This window comes from Phenylobacterium sp. (assembly GCF_046290725.1).
Classification (GTDB): Bacteria; Pseudomonadota; Alphaproteobacteria; order Caulobacterales; family Caulobacteraceae; genus Phenylobacterium.
Genome location: NZ_JBKBUH010000003.1, coordinates 229,767 through 244,243 on the forward strand (window position 1 = coordinate 229,767; position 14,477 = coordinate 244,243).

A 14,477-nucleotide genomic window follows, 5' to 3' on the forward strand; every position below is an offset into this window, starting at 1 on the left:
CCATGAAGCGCCTCGTCCTGGCCTGGCCTATCGCCGCCGCCGCATTCCTGGCCCTCGACGCCCCTTGGCTGATGGTGATGACGCCGCGGCTGTACCAACCGGAAATCGGCGCCTTGCTGGCCGCCGAACCGCGCATGGGGCCGGCCGTGCTGTTCTATGTTCTCTACATCAGCGGGATTGTCGCGTTTGCGATCGCCCCGGCCCTCCAGCGCCGGTCGGCTCGTGGCGGTCTTGTCCGTGGGGCCGGGCTTGGCCTGCTGGCCTATGGCACATACGACCTCACCAGCCATGCGGTGCTGGCGGTCTGGTCCTGGCGCGTAACCCTCATCGACATGGCCTGGGGCGCGGCTCTGACCGGCGCGGCCGCCTTCGTCGCCAGCTGGGCGGTCCTGAAGCTGGAGCGGGTTCAGGCCCGCCGGTAACGGACGGTGGAGCCGTCGGGTAGCTTGCCCCTCAGCGCCGCCCAGTCGCCCGCCGCGTCGTACCAGTTGTCGATCTCGGTCTCGCCGCGGAGCTCCCACCGGTCGGGCGCGACGCGCCGGGCCTGGATCTTCAGGGGCTTTCCGTTCTGGGGATTGAACAGCGGGCCGGTGAGCACCTGCTGGTTCCAGTGGGTGAGGGGGGCGGCGGCGGCGGCGATCGTGCGCGCGCCGGCGTGGGCCTCGATCCGTACGCCGCCCGTCGAGGACTGGGCTGCGACCCATTCGGTTCGCCCGTTCGTGACAGTCCGCGTCTCGAGGCTCGCAAAGCGGCCTCCTTCCCATCGCTCGACCGCACTGTGCCGATAGCGGAGGATCGGCGCCGGGCCGACCCGGATGGTCATTTCGACCTCGGAGCTTGCGGTCAGGGCGTCGCCGGAGCGCACGATCCGGAGTTCGTGGCGGCCGATGCGGGCTTCGTTGCGGGTGACGTCGAAAACGAGCGTCCGGCTCGCCTGCGCCGCCGCGGCCCAGGGCGTTGCGCCGGCGGCGAGCCCGATGATCAAGAGACTGCGGCGGTTCAGCTGCGGTGACGGCATCCGTCGGGCCCAGGCTGTTATTCCTGCCTTTTCCTAGGGGTCGGCTCTAGGTTTGTCTAGGACAAACGGCGGGGCCGCGCGCCACCCTACAGTTCCAGTCGGCCGGGCGGCTTGACCTGCACCACGCTGAGCAGCCGGTCGCGGCCGTCGCGGTCGGGCCAGCGGATTTGCTGGTTCGCGCCCAGCCCGATGAGGCCCGAGCCCACATGGGTGAGGATCGAGACCTTGCCGAGCGCGATATCGGCTTCCGACGGATAGACCAGCACGACCGTGCGGCTGCGGCCATGGGCGCCGTCGACGAAACGCACGATGGAATGCATCCGCACCACGTGGTCCGGCATCTCGGGATCGGGGCGGATCTCGGCCCGGTCGATCTCTTCGAGCAGAAGATGGGCGATTTCCGGATTGGCGTATTCGGCCTGAAGGGCCAGGGCCGACAGGCGCTCGGCCTCGGTTTCGGCGAGGATGATGGCGGGGCGCGCGGGTTCGGGCGCGGAAATGGGCATGGAGGACCTCGATGGCGTGCGGGCGTCGCCGCTGGGCGCGGGCGGCGCGGGGACTGGCGAACAGGTGGATTTCCCCGAACCCCCGCAGCTCAAGGCGCGAAAGGGCCGGGGCTAGGAGCCTGCCTGCAGGCTGCCGCCATGGTGGCGAAAACGCCGAAATGCCGGACGCACGAACATCCAGGCCTTGATCGCCCGGCGCGTGCGGCTTGTCAAACGGGCGCCTTAAGCCTCCGTCTCCGGCTCCTCCACGATCCCGTTCGGCTGCAAGCTTTCGAAGGTCGCCCAGTGGTGGGTTCCGGCGGGCTCCGGCGGGGCGCCCTCGGGCAGGGGCGCGCCGGCGCCCTTGAGGCTCAAGTGCAGGTGCGCCTTGGCGATCATGTTGGCCGAGACCGGGGCGGTCAGGAACAGGAAGATGGTGATCAGGAGCTCATGGGCCGAATATTTCCCTTGGAAGACCGGGAAATAGATCATCGAAGCGATCAGCGCCCCGCCAACGCCGAGCGTGGTGGCCTTGGTGGGCCCGTGCAGACGGGTCATCAGCGAGGGCAGCTTGGCCAGGCCCCAGGAGCCCACCAGCGCAAAGGCGCCGCCGAGGACCAGCAGGCTCGCGACCAGGATTTCGGCGAAGGTCTCCATGGGCCTACTCCACGATATCGCCGCGCAGGAGGAACTTGCAGAACGCCACGGTGCCGATGAACCCCACCATGGCTAGCAGCACCGCGGCCTCGAAATAGGTGTCGCTGCCCTCCATCACCCCGAACAGGATGATCAGGGCGATGGCGTTGATGGTCATGGTGTCGAGCGCCAGGATCCGGTCGGTGGCCGAGGGGCCGCGGACCAGGCGCCAGAGGTTGAGGGCCAGCGCCAGGCTGACGCATCCGAAGGCGAAGGCGAGGGCGTAGCCGATCATTGGAAGATCCTCAGGAGCCGGGCTTCGTAGCGTTGCTTGATCTGGGTCACCGCCGCGGCGGGGTCGGGCACGTCGAGCGCGTGGACCAAGAGTGAGTGGCCGTCGGCCGAGACGTCGCTGGAGACGGTGCCGGGCGTCAGGCTGATGGTGGCCGCGAGCGTGGTGATGGCCTCCGGAGACCGGATATCGAGGGGCACCACCAGCCACTGGGAGCGCAAATCACGATTTCGGCGGAAGACGATGATGTAGGCCACCTGGAAGTTGGCGACCACGATGTCCCACAGGACGACACCGAGATACTCGAATACCGGCCAGCCCCAGCGGATCTGCGGCCGATCAGGCCAGAAGCGGCTGGTGAAGAGTGGCAGGGTGAACGCCACCAGCGCCGCCAGCAGCGCGCCGCCGACGGTGATCTCGTTGAGGAGAAGCAGCCAGACGACGAAGAGGATGCCGCTCAGGCCTGGCTGAGGCAGGAAGCGCTTCAGCATGGCGCGTCTCCGCAAGGCGCGTCGAGCACGGCGCTAGCGTAGCCGGCGGCGTCGAACAGCTGCAGGCTGGCGGCGTCCAGATAGGTCATGGCCGGCCCGGCTGCGGCGCTGAGCAGGGCCAGGCACGCCAGCAGGGCGACGGGCGCGATCCAGGTCGCCGGCGAGGGCGCGCTCACAGTGGGCGCCTTGGCCTCGCCGCGGCTCTTCCAGAAGAGCACGCTGCCGGCCCGGGCGAAGGCCACCATGGCGAGGAAGGTGGTGAAGAGGATCATGACCCAGACCCATGCGCCGATCCCGCCCGGGGCGATCCGGTCGAGGATCAGGAGCTTGCCGAGGAAACCCGAGAGCGGCGGCAGGCCGACCACGCCGATCGCCGCCAGCAGGAACATGGCCGACAGCGCCATCCGGTGCGGAAAGGTCGGCCCCGGCGCCAGTGCGTCGCCGAAGTCGCCGCGGCGGGCGATCAGGATGTCGATCAGCAGGAACAGGGCCGCGCCGGCGAGCGTGGAGGAGGCGAGATAGTAGAGCGCGCTGCCCAGCGGCCCCGGCTGGAAGATCGAGACCGCGCTCAACATCACACCCATGGACCCCACCACGGCGAAGGCGGCCAGCGCCCGCAGGCCGGAAGCCGAGAAGACGCCCACGAAGCCGACGACACCGGTGATCAGGGCCGCGCCCAGCAGCCAGGGCGCGGCTTCCCAGGCCAGCGGCCCGGCGGTTTCCCCGAACATCGCGGTCGTGGTGCGGATGATGGAATAGGCCCCGACCTTGGTCATGATCACGAACAGGGCCGCGACCGCAGGGCTGGCGCTGGCGTAGGTGCGTGGAAGCCAGAGATGCAGCGGCGCCAGCGCCGCCTTCAGGGCGAAGACGACGGTCAGCACCATGCCGCCGGCCAGGATCAGGGCGTGGTCGCCCGGCGGGGCGGCGGCGATCTTCCGGCTCATGTCGGCCAGGTTCAGGGTGCCGGTGGCGCCGTAGAGGATGCCGGCGGCCACCAGGAAAAGCGTCGAGCCCACCAGGTTGACGACCACGTACTGCATCCCAGCCTTCATCCGCGCGCGGCCGCCGCCATGCAGCAGCAGGCAGTAGGAGGCGATCAGCAGCACCTCGAAGAAGACGAACAGGTTGAAGAGGTCGCCGGTCAGGAACGCGCCGTTCAGGCCCAGGAGCTGGAACTGCAGGAGGGCGTGGAAGTGCCAGCCTTGTCGGTCGAGCCCCGAGGCCGAGGCGTGGACGGCGAGCGCCAGCCCCAGGATCGCCGTCAAGAGCAGCATGGTCGCCGCCAGGCGGTCGAGGACCAGCACGATCCCGAAGGGCGGCGGCCAGTCGCCGAGGCGATAGGTCTGGATCGCGCCGGTGTCGGCGGCGGCGACCAGGAAGCCGGCGAGGACGAGCAGGCCGACGCTGCTGACGATCGAGACCGCCCGGGCCTGGGGCTGGTGATTGCGGAACAGCACCAGGATGAGCGGCGCGGCCACGGCCGGCAGCAGGATGGGGGCGATGATCCAGGGATTGGTCACGGCCGCTCCTCCGGCGCTTCACCGTCCACGTGGTCGGTGCCGGTCTCCAGGAAGGCGCGCAGCGCCAGCACCACCGAGAGCGCCGTCATGCCGAAGGAGATGACGATGGCGGTCAGCACCAGGGCCTGGGGCAGGGGATCGGTATAGGCCTCGGCGGCCTTGTCGTAGATCGGCGGACGGTCGACCTGCAGCCGCCCCATGGCGAACAGGAAGAGGTTGATCGCATAGGAGAGGAAGGCCAGGCCCAGGATGACCGAGAAGGTGCGGGCGCGCAGCACCAGGTAGATCCCGGTGGCGGTCAGCACCGCCACCCCCGCGGCGACGAGGTGTTCCAGCGTGATCGTCACGAGTGGGGTTCCTCCTCGCGGCGCGGATCGATGTCCATGGCCGCCTCGGTGTCGCGCAGTCGCTCGGCTCGCTGGCCGACGCGCGAGAGCTGCGCCAGCGCCAGGACCACGGCGCCGATCACGGTGAAGGCCACGCCCACGTCGAAGGCCATGGCGCTGGCCAGCTCGATCTCGCCGATCAGCGGCGGGTGGAAATAATCGAACCAGCTGGTCAGGAACGGCGCGCCCAAAGCCATGGCCGCCATGCCTGTGCCTCCGGCGATCAGCACGCCGGCCCCGATCAGGACATGGTGGTCGAACCGCATGCGCCGGGCCGCCCAGGACCAGCCAGACGCCAGATACTGCATGATCAGCGCGATGGAGACCACCAGGCCGGCGATGAAGCCGCCGCCCGGCTGATTATGGCCGCGCAGGAAGATGTAGAGCCCGGCGGCCAGGGCCAGCGGCAGCAGAAGGCGGGTGGCGACCACCAGCATCAGGGGGTGCCGTTCCGGCGATCGCGCCTGGTCCGGCCGCCAGGCGGCGAGTCGGCGGCCGGCCTCCCCGCGGTCGGCAGGCTCCAGCAGGGCGAAGATCCCAAGGGCGGCGATGCCAAGCACGATGATCTCGCCGAAGGTGTCGAAGCCCCGGAAGTCCACCAGGATCACGTTGACGACGTTGGTCCCGCCCCCGCCCGAATAGGAATTGGCCCAGTGGAAGGCCGAAATGGACTCGAGCGGCCGGGTGAGCGCCGCCCAGGTGACGGCGCCCAGGCCAAGGCCGCCGGCGATGGCGATCGCTCCGTCGCGCGCGCGCCGAACCGGGTGGCTCTCCTTCGGCGTCTCCTTGGGCAGGAGGTTGAGCGCGAGCAGCAGGAGGAGGATCGTCACCACCTCGACGGTGATCTGGGTAAGCGCCAGATCGGGCGCCGACAGGTAGACGAAGGCCACCCCGACGATCAGGCCGATCACGCTCATGAAGATCAGCGCTTCCAGCCGATGGCGATGGCGCAGGACCACCAACCCCGCCGCCGTCGCGAGCAGCAGGAAGGCGAGGATCGCCACGGCCGAGGCCGGCAAGAGCTCGCGCGTTCCTTCGCCATAGGTGGCGGAAGAGAAGCCGATCGCGGCCACGACGACCGAGGCCCCGACGATCCAGGCGAGCTGCCGCTGCAGGGAGCCGTCATGGACGAACCGCGTCGCCAGGTCCGCAAGCCGGCGTGCGGCGTCGAGCCCGGTCTCGAACAGCCGCTTGGCGTCGGGCAACAACAGGCGCGACCAGACGGCCAGGACGCGCGGATAGGCGCGCAGCAACAGCGCGCCGCCGGCCAGGGCGCCCAGGCTGATGAACAGGGCCGGCGCAAACCCGTGCCAGAGCTTCAAGGTGAACTCCGGAGGCGTCGCTCCGATCACGGCGCCCGAGGCGGCGAGCACCAGGGGGCCGGCGATCAGGGCGGGCGCCAGCCCCACCGCGACGACGACGATCGCCAGAAGGCCCGAAGGCCCCCATAGACCAGGCGGCGGATCGTGCGGTTTGCCTGCGGCCGCGGATCCCGCCGGTGCGAAATAAACGCCCCAGATGTAGCGCAGCGAATAGGCCGCCGAGAGCAGGGCGCCCAGCCCGGTCAGGGCCGGCAGCAGCCAGGCTTGGCCCGCCACCGGCGTGTGCAGGGCCTCCTCCAGCATCATTTCCTTGGAGATGAAGCCGTTGAGCGGCGGCAGGCCGGCCATGGCGCCGCCGGCTAGGACGGCGATGCCTGCCGAGATCGGCATCAGCTTGGCTAGGCCCCCCATCTGCTTGATGTCGCGCGTATGGGTCTCGTGGTCGACGATCCCGGCGTTCATGAAGAGCGCAGCCTTGAAGGCGGCGTGGTTCAGCACGTGGAACACCGCCGTCACCGCCGCCATCGGCGTCCCGAAGCCCAGCAGCATGGTCAGCAGGCCGAGATGGCTGATGGTGGAGTAGGCCAGCAGCGCCTTCAGGTCGTCCTTGAAGAGGGCCACGGCCGCCCCGATCAGAAGCGTGGTCAGGCCGGTCAGGGTGACGATGTAGAACCAGGCCTCGGTGCCGGCGAGCACCGGCCACAGCCGCGCCAGCAGGAAGACGCCCGCCTTCACCATGGTCGCCGAATGCAGATAGGCGCTGACCGGCGTCGGCGCGGCCATGGCGTGCGGCAGCCAGAAGTGGAAGGGGAACTGGGCCGACTTGGCGAAGCAGCCCAGCAGGATCAGCAGCAGGGCCGGCAGATAGAGCGGCGAAGCCTGGATCAGCTCGCGGTTCTGCAGGATCGTCGAGAGCTCGTACGACCCTACGATAGAGCCCAGGATCAGCAGGCCCGCCATCAGGGCCAGGCCGCCGCCGCCAGTGATGGCGAGCGCCAGGCGCGCGCCCTGCCGGCTTTCCGGGCGGTCCTGCCAAAACCCGATCAGCAGGAAGGACGACAGGCTGGTCAGCTCCCAGAAGACCAGCAGCATCAGCACGTTGTCGGAGATGACGATGCCGAGCATCGCCCCTTGGAACAGCAGCAGATAGCCGAAGAACCGCGGCTTGGAATCGCCCTTGCCCAGATAGTTCTGCGCATAGATCACGATCAGCAGGCCGATGCCTAAGATCAGGCTGGCGAACATGAAGCCCAGGGGATCGACGAACAGGCTGGCGCGAAGGCCCAGCGAAGGGACCCAGTCGACGCCGGCCCGCACGATTTCGCCCGAGAACACCGCCGGCGCCTGGCCGAGCAGCAGCAGCAGGGCGAGCAGGGTCGCGGCCAGGGCGGCCCCGGCGCTGGCCATGCGCCCCGCGCCCCCCATCAGAAAGGCCAAGCCGGCTCCGAGAAAGGGCGTGAGCGCCAGAAGCGCCAGGATCATCCAAGACTCCAGATAGGCCCGGCGCTCCGGGCGCCCGCGCCTTGGATGCCGATTACGTCGCCATGTTCAAGCTTTTTAGGATAACACCCTCGCGAGCAGCAGGGCTGCGCCTGGATTTCAAGGCGCCCGCACCGGCCGTGTGGCTGGACGCGGGGCCACCCGCCAGATCGCATCGCCCGCATCGTCGGCCACCAGGAGCGCGCCGCGGGAATCGACCGCAAGCCCGACGGGCCGCCCCTGCGCCTCGTCCTTGGAATTGAGGAAGCCGCCGAGGAAGGCCTCCGGCGGCCCCGTCGGCCGGCCGTTCTCGAAGGGGATGAAGGCCACACGGTATCCGCTGGGCGGGCGCCGGTTCCAGGAGCCGTGCTGGCCGACGAAGGCGCCGCCGCGATAGCGCTCCGGGAACGCCTCGGCGCGATAGAAGACCAAGCCTAAGGAGGCGGTGTGCGAGCCGAGCCCATAGTCGGGCTTGATGGCCTGGGCGACCAGGTCGGGCCGGGGCGGCTTCACCCGCTCATCCACGTGCTGGCCGAAATAGCTGTAGGGCCAGCCATAGAAGCCGCCGTCCTTCAGGCCGGTCATGTAGTCGGGTACGAGGTCGTGGCCGATCATGTCCCGCTCGTTGACCGCGGTCCAAAGCACGCCGGTGACCGGCTCGAAATCCAGGCCCACGGGATTGCGCAGGCCCGAGGCATAGACGCGGCCGGGTCCCGCGGGCAGGGCGAACTCCCACACCGCCGCCCGCCCGGCTTCGATCTCCATGCCGTTCTCGCCGATGTTCGAGTTGGAGCCGACGGCCGCGTAGAGGCGGGCGCCGTCCGGGCTTGCGATGATGTTCTTGGTCCAGTGGTGGTTGAGCGGCTCGCCCGGCAGGTCGAAGATCTTCTGCGGCGGCCCGGCCGCGCGGGTCCGGCCCTCGGCGTAGGGCAGGCGGACGACGGCGTCGTCCAGGGCCACGTAGAGGTCGCTTCCCACCAGCGCCATCCCGAAGGGACGCTTCAGATCTTGGGCGAACACCTCCTGCATCTCGGCGATCCCGTCGCCGTCGGCGTCGCGCAGCAGGGTGATGCGGTTGGGGCTCTCCTGAGCAGCGCCGGCCTTCTTCTGCAGCCAGTTGGCGATGATGCCTTGGATCCCCTTAGGGGGCTTTGGCTCGGAGGAAGACTGGGCGGCCAGAACGTCCCCGTTGGGCAGCACATGCAGCCAGCGTGGATGATCCAGCGTGGCGTACCGCGTGACGACGAAGCCGTCCGGCGCGACCGGCGCTGCGCCCGGCGGCCAACCCACGGCCTTGCGAGCGTTCAGCACCGGCAGGCCGCCGGTCTGCGGGCCGGGCAAGGCGGGATCTGGCCCGAAGCCGGCGAAGGGGTCGGGCGAGCCCTGGGTGCAGGCCCCCAGCAGGGTTGCAAACGCAAGGCCGACGAAGCGTGGGATCGCCATTGATGTCCTCCCGCCCGGCGTCCGGGCGCAGGGTTGGGAGCCGCATCAGAGCACTCCTGCGGCGTCGGGTGAAGGCGCCGGGAGCCCTTGCGTCCGGGCGGCCGATGTCGGACTTGACGCTTCCCACCCGCAAGGAGCCGTCATGACGAGTCCCCCGTCGAACGAACCGCACCTGGCTTCCCCCTCCTATCGCCTGGCCGCGCTGGATCAGGACTTCATGCTGGGGGACTCGATGCGCGGCGTGCGCTTCCTGCTGGAGTTCGCCAAGGCCGACGAGGCGTTGCGCGCCTGGGGCGTGGAATCGACCATCGTCGTGTTCGGCAGCGCCAGGGTCGGCGAGAACGGCGATCCCCGGCACGCCCGCTGGTACGGCGAGGCGCGGGCCTTCGGCCGGATCGCTTCGGAACGCGGCGGCGCGCTGATCGCCAACCAGGGCAAGCGCCACAATGTGATCGCCACGGGGGGCGGGCCCGGGATCATGGAGGCGGCCAACCGCGGCGCCCTGGACGCCGGCGCGCCCTCCGTCGGCTTCAACATCACCCTGCCGCACGAGCAGGAGCCCAATCCCTATTCGACGCCGGACCTGACCTTCCGCTTCCACTACTTCGCCATGCGCAAGATGCACCTGGCCATGCGGGCCAATGCGCTGGTGATCTTCCCCGGCGGCTTCGGGACTCTCGACGAACTCTTCGAACTGCTCACCCTGCGCCAGACCGCCAAGGCGCCGCCCATTCCGATCGCGCTCTTCGACGAGGCCTATTGGCGAAGCGTGATCAGTTTCGAGAGCCTGGCCGAGGCCGGCATGATCGCGCCTGAGGACCTGAAGCTCTTCACCTTCGCCGAGAGCGCCGATGCCCTATGGGCGCAATTGCTGGACGGCGGCCTACGCCCCTATGAAGAACCCAGCTGGGAGGCCGCGCGGGATGTCCAGGAATAGGTGCGCAATCCCGAATTCTTGATGCCGAGGCGCGAACCTCGGCGAGCTTCGCCCATTCCCTTTCAAAGCGTCTCACGAAAGGAATGCCACATGCTCAAATGGGCTCTCATCTTCGCCGTGGTCGCCGTCGTGGCGGGCGTCTTCGGCTTTACCGGCGTCGCCGGCGCCGCGGCCGGCATCGCCCAGGTGCTCTTCGGCCTCTTCGTCATCGGCTTCATCGTGTTCCTGGCGCTCGGTCTGATGGCCGGTCGGAAACTGACCGGACGCTGAGGTTCGCGCCATGCCCGAAAAGCATCCCAATACCCAACGCTGGGGCGGTCCCGGCGCCAGCCATGAGGACCGCTCCAAGCCCATGCCCGAGAAGGCCGACCGGCGGCCGGACGGAACGCCGACCAATCCGCCGGTGAGCCAGGTCTCCGGCGGCGGCGGCGAGCGGGATGAGAAGCACAGCCATGTGGACGGCATGCGCAGCTCCAAGTCCCACGCCACCGACAGCCCGAGCCCCACCGAGGGCCGCGATCAACGCGAGAACTGGCCGCGGCATCGCCGCTAGATCCGACTAAGATTCGGCAATTCAACGGCTTGTTCAGACCTCCCGACCACCCTGGGTCCGGGAGGATCCATGGCCGAACGCCGCATCTTCGATGAATTCGTGGCGATCCGCCGCCGCGAGTTGGGTACTCGGCTGGGCCTGGCTGTCCTGTTGGCCGCCCTCGCCGCGGCGTTGCGGCCCGGCCTCTTTCCAGCCTTCTGGCTGACCGCCGTGGCCGCGACCCAGCTCATGGATATCGCGCTGGTCGGCCGTTTCCTGGGCCGCGCCGATCACCAGATCGGCCGAGGCGAGCGTCTGGTCTACGGCCTGAATCTCTTCGTCAACGCCGCGGCGTTCGGTCCGATCAGCTTCTACATGTGGGCCGACCCCGGTCTGTTCGCCAAGCTCACCGCCTATCTGATCCCCGCCGGCTGCCTGTTGAATGTGGCCATGAACACCCAGCGCGGGCCGCGGGCCATGCTCCTCGCCTGGCCGCCGCATCTGGCGACCCTTCTGGCCTTGCCCTGGCTCTCCGTCTCGACCACCGATGGAGGTCTCCTCGGCGCCATGTGCGTGACGGTGGGCAGCCTCATCTACGTGGTCCACACGGTGATCGCCACGAACCGGGGCGCTTCGGTGGCGCGCGACCTGCGCCGCGCGCTCGCCACCGCCTCCAGCGAGCGCACCTTGCTGGATACGGTCATCGACATGCTGCCCACGGCCTTGCTCGTGCGGAACGCGTCCGACGGCCGGTTCGTACGCGTCAATCGGGCGGCCCAGGAGGTGCTGGGCGTGGATCCCGAGGCCGCCATCGGCCGCAGGCCCGCCGAGGTGCTCGGCTCCGCAGTCGTCGAGGCGGTGCTGAACGTCGATCAGGCGGCGCTCGCCTCACCCAGAGTCCAGACGGGGCCGGAGACGCCGGTTCCCGGACCCGGCGGCGTCCGCCACGTGAAGGCCGCCGCCGTCGCCACCTTCGATCCAAGAGGCCCCAAGCATCTGGTGACGGTGATCCACGACGTCACCGCCGAGCGGGAGGCCGCCGAGCGGCTGCGTGCGGCCTTCGCGCAGGCCGAGGCCGCCAGCCAGGCCAAGAGCGCCTTCCTGGCCAATATGAGCCACGAGATCCGGACTCCTCTGAACGGCGTGCTCGGCATGGCCCACGTCATGGCGCGCGGCGACCTCGATCCGGACCAGCGGGCGCGCCTCAAGGTGATCCAGGAGTCCGGCGAACTCCTCATGGCGGTGCTGAACGACGTGCTCGACATCTCCAAGATCGAGGCCGGCCGACTGGAGATCGACCATCATCCTTTCGATCTGCGGCCGGCGGTGGAGGCCGCCTGCCGCCCCTTCGTGCCGATCGCCGCCCAGAAGGACGTGACCCTTGGCCTCGACATCGCTGCGGAGGCCGAAGGCCGCTGGTTCGGCGACGCGTCGCGGCTGCGTCAGGTGCTGAGCAACCTCGTCTCCAACGCCGTGAAGTTCACCCACGCCGGGGACGTGCGGGTGGCGGTCTCCGCCGGCCCCGACGCGGTCGCCTTCTCCGTCAGCGACACCGGACCGGGCATCGCCGCCGAGCTGCTGCCGGCCCTGTTCGAGAAATTCCAGCAGGGCGACGTGTCCACGACGCGCCGCCACGGGGGGACGGGCCTGGGCCTAGCCATTTCCCGCGAACTCGTGCGCCTGATGGGTGGCGAGTTGACGGTGGAAAGCCGGGAAGGGGAGGGCGCTTGCTTCACCTTCCACCTGCCGCTGGTCTGCGATGAGCAGGGCCTGGCGGACGCCGCTCCCGTCCGTTCCGACGGCGCCCTGATGCTCGCCGGGCTGCGCGTGCTGGCCGCCGAGGACAACGCCGTCAACCAGCTGATCCTGCGCTCCCTGCTGGAGCCGCTGGGGGTGGCTCTGCACATGGCGGACGACGGCCGCGCGGCGGTCGTCGCCTATGAGGCCCAGGCCTTCGACCTCATCCTCATGGACATACAGATGCCGGAGATGAGCGGCGTCGAGGCGATGCAGGAAATCCGCCGCCTCGCCCGGGTGCGCGGCGATGCGCCCGTCCCGATCCACGCCGTATCGGCCAACGCCATGACCCACCAGATCGAGAGCTATCTCGCCGCCGGGTTCGACGGCCATATCGCCAAGCCGATCGTCCCCGACGCCCTCTTCGCCGCGGTCGCCGCCGCCTGCGTCCCGCTTGAGAAGCCGGACGACGACCTCGCCGCCTGTCAGGCCTGATCGGCCTCAGGCCTTCAGCATGTTCGCGGCGCGGCTGTAGTTCGAGGCCTCGTAGAGCGTCCAGGCCCCGCCGGCGATGAAGACCACGCCGACCAGGATGAACAGGGTGAGGACGCCGAGCACGATCAGCGCCGCGCCCATCATGTACCCCGCCGTCGTCGGAATGCTGTAGACCGCCCGCGTCTGGTCGTTGCGCAGGGCCAGGGCCTTGAAGACGCCATTCTTCTCGCTGCCGGCCAGGGTCACCTGGTCTCCGTCGCGAATGTCGGGCACGTCGGCCAGCTTGATCTGGGCCGACCGGTCGTCGACCCGGAAGGCGATGACCTGGCCGGTGTGCACCGAGCCGCCATTGCGGCCTACCGTGCCGCGCGTCTCCGTCGAATGCCGGATGCCGCTGACGGCCCCGGTCAGAGTGCTGAGCGCCATGTCGAAAAACCCCCTTGTTCTCGATGATGTGACGGAGAAGCCTGGTGCGCCGGCGTCAGGTGCAGCGATCGGTGTAGACCGCGCGTTCGGCGGGCGTCATGGGATCGAGCTGGCCTTCGAGGTTCAGGTTGAAGCCTTCCCACGGCTGGGCGCCGCCCCGCGCGGGCGCGATCCACAGCATGGCCTGGTGTTTGCCGCCGCCGCTTAAGCGGTACCATTGCGGGGCCGGCGCCGAGCGGTTGATGGTGCAGCGCGCCTTGACCACGCTGAGCCCCTGCTTGCGCAACGCGGCCACGACCGCCTCCTCGCCGAAGGGCGCGCCGTCGTTGCGGAAATAGAGGAGGAAGACCATCGTTCGTGCGCCGCCGGCCAGGATCTTGACCGGCCGTCCCCCGACCTGGGCGGTTCCGGCGCGGCGGAAGTAGAAGCGCCCCTCCATGGGCCGGTCCAGGGACTCCGGAGGCAAGGCCGCCCAGCGCACCGGCCGCGCCGCTTCCAGATCGCGCCAGTCCGGAAAGGTGTTGGCGGGCTCCGAGGCGGGATGCATCAGCGACGTCAGCAGGCCGGCGAACTCGTCGGCCGGGCTGCGCGCGGCAGCGGGGGGCGGGGCGGCGGAGGCCTTGGGCGGCGGCTGCGAAGAGGGCGCCGGCGCCGGGCGGGCGGGCGCGGCGCCGGCCTGGCAGCGCCGGAAGCTCTTGGCGCGCGCCACCTCGGTCATCGCCGCGCCCAGCGGCGTGTTTTGCGGATTGTCCAGCTCGACCTGCATGCGCCCGGCGATTTCGTCGGCGTTGAACATCATGACGACCGGCATGTAGTCGCCGCCCCAGCGATCCTTGCCGTACTTGAAATAGGCCCACTGCTGGATGCCGCTGTACTGAGCGCCGCCGGCGCAGGAGTAGCAGACGTCGTGGGCGAGAGGGCCGGTTCGGCCGGTCGCCGTCTCCACCCGGATGCCTCCGGCGTCCACCAGGACCCGCGGAAGCTTCGTGCAGTCGCCCGCCGGCGCATAGGTCCCGTGGACCTCCGGGCTAACCTTCAAGGCCTGGGCGCCGGCGGGTCCGGCGACGGCGAAAAGTGCAAGCGCGGCCAGTGCGAAGCGTCTCATGGCAAGTCCCACCCTCAAGTCGGCGTGCGAAGATCAAATCTTCGGAAAGGCGAACGAAATCGCCGTCTTGCGGAAAAAATCTCCGCAAGATTCTTACGCTGAATGACAAGAACAGAAGGCGGGAAGCAGATAAGCGCGTCCGCCCAACCCCACAGTGCCTGAGCTTTTCA

Annotated in this window: 16 protein-coding genes; 5 read left to right on the forward strand and 11 right to left on the reverse strand. The window is 69.3% G+C overall.

All coding sequences use genetic code 11. From position 1 onward, the window contains the following. Nucleotides 1-2 precede the first annotated feature (2 nt). Entirely contained in the window at nucleotides 3-422 is a 420-nt protein-coding gene (locus tag ACK41C_RS18000; protein ID WP_409657156.1) for a DUF2177 family protein, read from the forward strand. Here ACK41C_RS18000 and ACK41C_RS18005 read toward each other — a convergent pair. The 9 genes from ACK41C_RS18005 to ACK41C_RS18045 form a co-directional block, all read right to left on the reverse strand. Then, nucleotides 407-1,018, reverse strand: a complete 612-nt coding sequence (locus ACK41C_RS18005) for a DUF6134 family protein (RefSeq protein WP_409657159.1) — start codon at nucleotides 1,016-1,018, stop codon at nucleotides 407-409. The two genes, ACK41C_RS18000 and ACK41C_RS18005, sit on opposite strands and share 16 nt — an antisense overlap. 86 nt (nucleotides 1,019-1,104) lie before the next feature. Further along, nucleotides 1,105-1,524, reverse strand: a complete 420-nt coding sequence (gene rnk / locus ACK41C_RS18010) for a nucleoside diphosphate kinase regulator (RefSeq protein WP_409657162.1) — start codon at nucleotides 1,522-1,524, stop codon at nucleotides 1,105-1,107. A 222-nt stretch (nucleotides 1,525-1,746) separates the two neighbouring features. Beyond that, nucleotides 1,747-2,160 carry a Na+/H+ antiporter subunit G gene (locus tag ACK41C_RS18015; protein WP_409657165.1) on the reverse strand — a complete coding sequence of 138 codons (414 nt, stop codon included), beginning with the start codon at nucleotides 2,158-2,160 and terminating at the stop codon, nucleotides 1,747-1,749. A 4-nt stretch (nucleotides 2,161-2,164) separates the two neighbouring features. Further along, entirely contained in the window at nucleotides 2,165-2,434 is a 270-nt protein-coding gene (locus ACK41C_RS18020; protein WP_409657168.1) for a K+/H+ antiporter subunit F, read from the reverse strand. After that, the gene (locus ACK41C_RS18025) at nucleotides 2,431-2,922 is read right to left on the reverse strand and encodes a Na+/H+ antiporter subunit E (RefSeq protein WP_409657171.1); all 492 of its coding nucleotides are present in this window, start codon (nucleotides 2,920-2,922) and stop codon (nucleotides 2,431-2,433) included. The genes ACK41C_RS18020 and ACK41C_RS18025 overlap by 4 nt, the downstream gene beginning before the upstream one ends. Beyond that, nucleotides 2,916-4,445: a monovalent cation/H+ antiporter subunit D gene (locus tag ACK41C_RS18030; protein WP_409657174.1), complete on the reverse strand. Its 1,530-nt coding sequence runs from the start codon at nucleotides 4,443-4,445 to the stop codon at nucleotides 2,916-2,918. Before ACK41C_RS18030 ends, ACK41C_RS18025 begins: the two co-directional genes overlap by 7 nt. Further along, nucleotides 4,442-4,780, reverse strand: coding sequence for a Na+/H+ antiporter subunit C (locus ACK41C_RS18035; protein ID WP_409657446.1), 339 nt, complete (start codon nucleotides 4,778-4,780; stop codon nucleotides 4,442-4,444). Before ACK41C_RS18035 ends, ACK41C_RS18030 begins: the two co-directional genes overlap by 4 nt. A gap of 8 nt (nucleotides 4,781-4,788) precedes the next feature. Next, complete coding sequence (locus tag ACK41C_RS18040) at nucleotides 4,789-7,635, reverse strand: monovalent cation/H+ antiporter subunit A (protein ID WP_409657177.1); 2,847 nt, start codon at nucleotides 7,633-7,635, stop codon at nucleotides 4,789-4,791. 117 nt (nucleotides 7,636-7,752) lie between these two features. After that, the gene (locus ACK41C_RS18045) at nucleotides 7,753-9,075 is read right to left on the reverse strand and encodes a PQQ-dependent sugar dehydrogenase (RefSeq protein WP_409657180.1); all 1,323 of its coding nucleotides are present in this window, start codon (nucleotides 9,073-9,075) and stop codon (nucleotides 7,753-7,755) included. A gap of 142 nt (nucleotides 9,076-9,217) precedes the next feature. On the opposite strand from ACK41C_RS18045, the gene ACK41C_RS18050 reads away from it, so the two are divergent. From ACK41C_RS18050 to ACK41C_RS18065, 4 genes are all read left to right on the forward strand, one after another. Continuing rightward, nucleotides 9,218-10,012, forward strand: a complete 795-nt coding sequence (locus ACK41C_RS18050) for a TIGR00730 family Rossman fold protein (RefSeq protein WP_409657183.1) — start codon at nucleotides 9,218-9,220, stop codon at nucleotides 10,010-10,012. A gap of 90 nt (nucleotides 10,013-10,102) precedes the next feature. Then, on the forward strand, nucleotides 10,103-10,282 hold the full coding sequence (locus ACK41C_RS18055; RefSeq protein ID WP_409657186.1) for a DUF1328 family protein: 180 nt from the start codon (nucleotides 10,103-10,105) through the stop codon (nucleotides 10,280-10,282). A 10-nt stretch (nucleotides 10,283-10,292) separates the two neighbouring features. Next, nucleotides 10,293-10,565, forward strand: coding sequence for a hypothetical protein (locus tag ACK41C_RS18060; protein WP_409657189.1), 273 nt, complete (start codon nucleotides 10,293-10,295; stop codon nucleotides 10,563-10,565). 69 nt (nucleotides 10,566-10,634) lie between these two features. Beyond that, entirely contained in the window at nucleotides 10,635-12,776 is a 2,142-nt protein-coding gene (locus ACK41C_RS18065) for an ATP-binding protein (protein WP_409657192.1), read from the forward strand. A 6-nt stretch (nucleotides 12,777-12,782) separates the two neighbouring features. Here ACK41C_RS18065 and ACK41C_RS18070 read toward each other — a convergent pair whose 3' ends face one another. Both ACK41C_RS18070 and ACK41C_RS18075 read right to left on the reverse strand, forming a co-directional pair. Continuing rightward, entirely contained in the window at nucleotides 12,783-13,202 is a 420-nt protein-coding gene (locus tag ACK41C_RS18070) for a hypothetical protein (RefSeq protein ID WP_409657195.1), read from the reverse strand. Between the two features lie 55 nt (nucleotides 13,203-13,257). Beyond that, the gene (locus ACK41C_RS18075; RefSeq protein WP_409657198.1) at nucleotides 13,258-14,307 is read right to left on the reverse strand and encodes a hypothetical protein; all 1,050 of its coding nucleotides are present in this window, start codon (nucleotides 14,305-14,307) and stop codon (nucleotides 13,258-13,260) included. Nucleotides 14,308-14,477: the final 170 nt, after the last annotated feature.